The 5165-nt window shown below is 53.2% G+C and carries 4 protein-coding genes; 2 read left to right on the forward strand and 2 right to left on the reverse strand.

The window, feature by feature from the left end; genetic code table 11:
• Positions 1–422: 422 nt before the first annotated feature.
• Both LKK83_RS01070 and LKK83_RS01075 read right to left on the reverse strand, forming a co-directional pair.
• Complete coding sequence (locus LKK83_RS01070) at positions 423–2054, reverse strand: hypothetical protein (RefSeq protein WP_324628882.1); 1632 nt, start codon at positions 2052–2054, stop codon at positions 423–425.
• Positions 2055–2195: 141 nt separating this feature from the next.
• On the reverse strand, positions 2196–2360 hold the full coding sequence (locus tag LKK83_RS01075) for a hypothetical protein (RefSeq protein WP_324628883.1): 165 nt from the start codon (positions 2358–2360) through the stop codon (positions 2196–2198).
• A gap of 413 nt (positions 2361–2773) precedes the next feature.
• On the opposite strand from LKK83_RS01075, the gene psaA reads away from it, so the two are divergent.
• The gene (gene psaA, locus LKK83_RS01080) at positions 2774–5044 is read left to right on the forward strand and encodes a photosystem I core protein PsaA (RefSeq protein WP_324628884.1); all 2271 of its coding nucleotides are present in this window, start codon (positions 2774–2776) and stop codon (positions 5042–5044) included.
• Positions 5045–5070: 26 nt separating this feature from the next.
• The coding region (locus LKK83_RS31900; protein ID WP_442957260.1) for a hypothetical protein at positions 5071–5165 on the forward strand (95 nt) is incomplete at its 3' end.

Here is a 5165-nt window from a genome sequence, read left to right on the forward strand (position 1 = left end):
CATGTCAGCCCACTCCAATCCAGGGCGTCACCCACCTGAGATTCGCAACTTGCATGCAAATGATTCGCGCCGGCGAACGCAACTTGCATGCAAATGATTCGCGCCGGCGAAGAAGAAAAAAAAGTTGACAAAAAAACGGCGATCGGGTAGTATTAAAACAAATTGTGCAGGCAGGGAACGTAAGCAATTTAAACATTGCTATTGAACCCTGCCTGCACCCTTAACTCGAGCTTCACCGACGATTGCTCCTGAAAATCATCTGAAGTTTTACGAAGCGCAATATCCCATCCCGTCTTTGTTCTGGGAATGGATTGCGAAGGCGGGCAATCCATTTTTGTATGACGCACTAGATTGAACTAATAAGGACACGGCACTGCCGTGTCCTTCAGTTATATCTGGATCGTTATACCAGAAAAACGGAATTAGGATGGGGAATTCGCAGAGTCGGCGGATTGCTCTTCTTCTATATATATAGAAGTCTCTGACGCCTCAGTGTCCAATTCCTCAACAATTTCTTCTGGTGCGCTCGTCGGTTCGGGTTCCGCTGCGCTTTCCACTTCCGCCTCGGGTTCGATTTCCGGTGCCGGTTCGGGTTCGACTTCCGGTACCGATATCGGTTCGGGTTCGACTTCCGGTGTGGGTGCCGGTTCGGGTTCGACTTCCCGAGTCACGGGTGCGGGAGTCACGGGTTCCGGTGCGAGTTCCGAGGGTTCTTCTACCGGTGCGGGTGTCATCGGTTCGGTATCTTGACGACGGAAGCGATCGAGGAAGCGACCCCAGGGAGATTTTTCAGCGGTTTTGGCTTCCGCTTCGGCGGGAGTGGGAGTTTCCACCGCTTCGGGGGTGGGAGTCGGGGCGATCGCATCCGGTTCCGGTTCCACGGTTTCGGGGGTGGGGATAATTTCTTCGGGTTCCGCAGCGGCGGGTGTTTCTTCGGGTTCTTCCACCGATTCCGGTTCTACCGGTTCGGGAGTTTCCATGTATTCCTCGGGCACCACTTCCACCGGCATTTCTTCCGGTTCGGGCATGGGCAATAACGGTTCTGTATTGGGTTCGACTGGTTCTTCGATCGCCTCTTCGATCGCCGGCTCTTCCGGTGTGGGTGGCGGTGGGTTGTAGCTCGGATCCACGATCGCCAAAGCGTCTTCTGCCTTCAGGTCCCCACGAACCAGGCGAGAGAGGGGATCTTTGCCTCTCGGGGTGTAGGTGATGAGGCGGACCGTATTGTTGAAGACATTTTGAACCGACTCGCCGCGATCGTCGAGAAATTCGATTTGCAGCCAGTTTTTGCCCGGTTTAAAGCCTTTGAGGTAAATGGGTTCCCAGCGATCGAGGACGAAACTTTCTCCATTAACGGTGACGCGAATTCGCCAATCTGCGATTTCGTCGGTGGGGTTTTCTTGGGCGACGAAATGTAAAGGCGCGTTGGTGAGGTAAAAGTCGAGCAGGATCGGTTCTGCGCCGTAGGTGCCTTGCGGGCGACTGTAGGTAAGCAGGGGCTTTTCGGGATCCGGGGAGTTGTGGTTGGTTTTGGCGAACAGGTGAAAGGTGGTTTGGGCATATGCGCCGTCATTTTTAAAGTTTTCATGCCAAGGACGAGCGGCAAAGACTCGCAGGGTATGGGTTCCCGGGGTTAGGTTTTGGAAAACAATCGGTTCGTCTAGGTTGTAAACCTCTTGGTAATGGTCGCGATCGAGGATGAGTTGCAGGTGGGGTCCGAGTTCCAGGTCGCGATTTTTAAACAGGGGCAAATCGCGAACTTGCAATTTGACGGTAACCGTGGTGTCTTGCACGATTTCATCGGGTTGCGGGGATAAGATGGCGACTTGCGGTTGGTATTGGGTTAAGGCTTGTCGCAGCTTTTGAATTTCTGCGGGGGGAGAGACTTCCGAGATTTGCGATCCGCGATCGCTCAGGGCGGTTGGCTGCTCTCCGACGGTGGGGGGTTCTTCGATGCGATCGCCACAGGCGACTAAGGCGAACAGAAACACAACTGCGATGGCGCAGTTTGCCAATGCTTTTGCTAATGGCGATCGCCAGTTGATACCAAACACTCAGCTATACTCCTTGGAACTTGACTTATTGAAATCTTTTAAGGAATCGCATAAACACAAGTAATGATAAAGGAATGGTACGGCAACCATTCACCGTTGAATCCATGCTCTGTCTAACTATTTTCCCAGGTCTTGGCAGTTTCACAAATTACGACGGGGGTATTGAGTCGCCTGTGGGCGATCGCCTGCCGATTTATTCTCCACCGGCGTACAACGGCTCATCCCACTCTCGATGGCAACCGAGAAAGGGCGATCGACTGTGCCCAGCGGCGCTAGCGACCCTTCATCCACACTGAAATCGCCCATCGGCGATCGGGTATTCCCCAGAAAAAGAGGGGATTATTAAGTTATGTAACATTTTGGCGTAAGGGGTTGACTTTTGTCCCCACAGTGCTGCGTAAAACCCCAAAAAATAAGAAAGCCAGAGAAATTTGAATAATTGTTAAGCGTTCCTGAGAAAAGCGGGACACTAGCCCTATAATGCACAAGCAGCAGTCCGCCGAGGCGCTCTGGGCAAATCGTTCAGAAATTTAGGTGGATTTTTGATAGAAGTTCCTACACAAAATACGGAGCTTGCATTAAACTAGAGAACTTAAGAGACCCACTAAGGGTTTTCTGAGTTAACCACCCAACCTTCGAGAGGAGGTTGAATCGTTGCTCCAGAGCAACGCCTCGGGTGGATTTAGCGTCGGTTCTTGTCTAGAGAGAGGAGAGTCTCGATGACGATTAGCCCTCCCGAGCGAGAGGCAAAAGTCAAGGTCAGCGTCGAAAACGATCCCGTTCCCACTTCATTTGAAAAGTGGGCAAAGCCGGGACACTTCGACCGAACCTTGTCTCGCGGGCCCAAAACCACCACATGGATTTGGAACCTGCACGCCAACGCTCACGATTTCGATAGCCATACCAGCGATTTAGAAGACATTTCGCGCAAAATCTTTAGCGCGCACTTCGGTCATCTGGCCGTGATCTTCATTTGGTTGAGCGGTGCCTATTTCCACGGTGCCAAGTTCTCCAACTACGAAGCATGGCTGGCCGATCCGACTGGGATAAAACCCAGCGCTCAAGTGGTCTGGCCGATCTTCGGTCAAGAAATTCTCAACGCCGATGTTGGCGGAGGATTCCAAGGGATTCAAATCACCTCTGGTTTATTCCAGCTATGGCGTGCCGGAGGCATCACCAATGAGTTTCAACTCTATTGCACCGCGATCGGTGCCTTGGTGATGGCAGGCTTGATGCTGTTTGCTGGTTGGTTCCACTATCACAAACGCGCTCCCAAACTGGAGTGGTTCCAGAATGTGGAATCGATGATGAACCACCACCTAGCGGGGTTACTCGGTCTGGGTTCCCTGGGGTGGGCAGGTCACCAAATCCACGTATCCCTGCCGATCAACAAGCTGTTGGATTCTGGTGTTGCAGCCAAAGACATTCCGCTGCCGCACGAATTCATTCTCAATCCCAGCTTGATGAGCGAGCTTTATCCCAGCGTGGATTGGGGATTCTTCAAGGGAGTGATTCCCTTCTTCACCTTGAACTGGGGAGTATATAGCGACTTCCTGACCTTCAAGGGAGGATTGAACCCCGTCACCGGTGGTCTGTGGTTGAGCGATACGGCACACCATCACGTGGCGATCGCCGTCCTGTTCATCATTGCGGGACACATGTACCGCACCAACTGGGGCATCGGTCATAGCATGAAAGAGATCCTAGAAGCTCACCGGGGTCCATTCACCGGTGAAGGTCACAAGGGTCTTTACGAAATCTTGACCACCTCTTGGCACGCGCAGCTCGCCATTAACCTGGCAATGTTGGGTTCGCTGAGCATCATTGTGGCTCACCACATGTACGCGATGCCTCCTTATCCCTACATCGCCACCGACTATCCCACCCAGCTGTCCCTGTTCACGCACCACGTGTGGATTGGCGGCTTCCTGATTGTCGGTGCGGGCGCTCACGCTGCCATCTTCATGGTGCGCGACTACGATCCGGCAAAAAATGTCAACAATTTGCTCGATCGCGTCATCCGTCACCGGGATGCAATCATCTCTCACCTGAACTGGGTCTGCTTGTTCTTGGGCTTCCATAGCTTCGGGCTGTACGTTCACAACGACACCATGCGAGCCTTTGGTCGTCCCCAAGACATGTTCTCCGACACCGGTATTCAACTACAGCCAATCTTTGCCCAGTGGGTACAAAATCTCCACACCTTGGCTCCAGGCAACACCGCTCCTAATGCATTAGCTCCCACGAGCTTCGCATTCGGTGGTGATGTGGTAGCCGTAGGCGGCAAAGTGGCCATGATGCCGATCGCCCTCGGAACCGCAGACTTCTTGGTTCATCATATCCATGCGTTCACGATTCACGTGACCGTTCTCATTCTGCTCAAAGGGGTTCTGTTTGCCCGCAACTCTCGTCTGATTCCTGACAAGAGCGAACTCGGTTTCCGGTTCCCCTGCGATGGACCTGGCCGTGGCGGCACCTGCCAAGTTTCCGGTTGGGACCATGTATTCCTCGGTCTGTTCTGGATGTACAACTCCCTGTCGATCGTGATCTTCCACTTTAGCTGGAAGATGCAGTCCGACGTGTGGGGCACCGTATCTCCAGACGGCTCGATCGCTCACATTACGGGTGGCAACTTCGCCCAAAGTTCAATCACCATCAACGGTTGGTTGCGCGACTTCCTGTGGGCACAAGCCGCTCAAGTGATTCAATCCTACGGAAGCGCTCTGTCCGCTTACGGTCTGTTATTCCTGGGCGCTCACTTCGTGTGGGCATTCAGCCTGATGTTCCTGTTTAGTGGCCGTGGCTACTGGCAAGAGCTCATCGAGTCCATCGTTTGGGCACACAACAAACTGAAAGTTGCCCCGGCAATTCAGCCTCGCGCTCTGAGCATCATCCAAGGACGAGCTGTAGGGGTAGCTCACTACCTCCTAGGAGGAATTGTCACAACCTGGGCATTCTTCCTGGCGCGAATCATCGCAGTGTCAGGATAAGAGCGAGTAGGAGCTAGTTACGACTTATGGCAAGAAAATTCCCCAAGTTTAGCCAGGACCTCGCTCAAGACCCGACAACACGTCGGCTATGGTACGGGATTGCCACCGCCCACGACTTTGA

Source organism: Phormidium sp. CCY1219 (genome assembly GCF_035615515.1).
In the GTDB taxonomy this organism is placed as follows: domain Bacteria; phylum Cyanobacteriota; class Cyanobacteriia; order Cyanobacteriales; family Laspinemataceae; genus CCY1219.

What these genes read in the sequence shown, in the direction of transcription:
- LKK83_RS01075 (WP_324628883.1), bottom strand. Translation starts at nt 2,360, where the DNA reads ATGGGCGATTTCAGTGTGGATGAAGGGTCGCTAGCGCCGCTGGGCACA.
- psaA (WP_324628884.1), top strand. Translation starts at nt 2,774, where the DNA reads ATGACGATTAGCCCTCCCGAGCGAGAGGCAAAAGTCAAGGTCAGCGTC.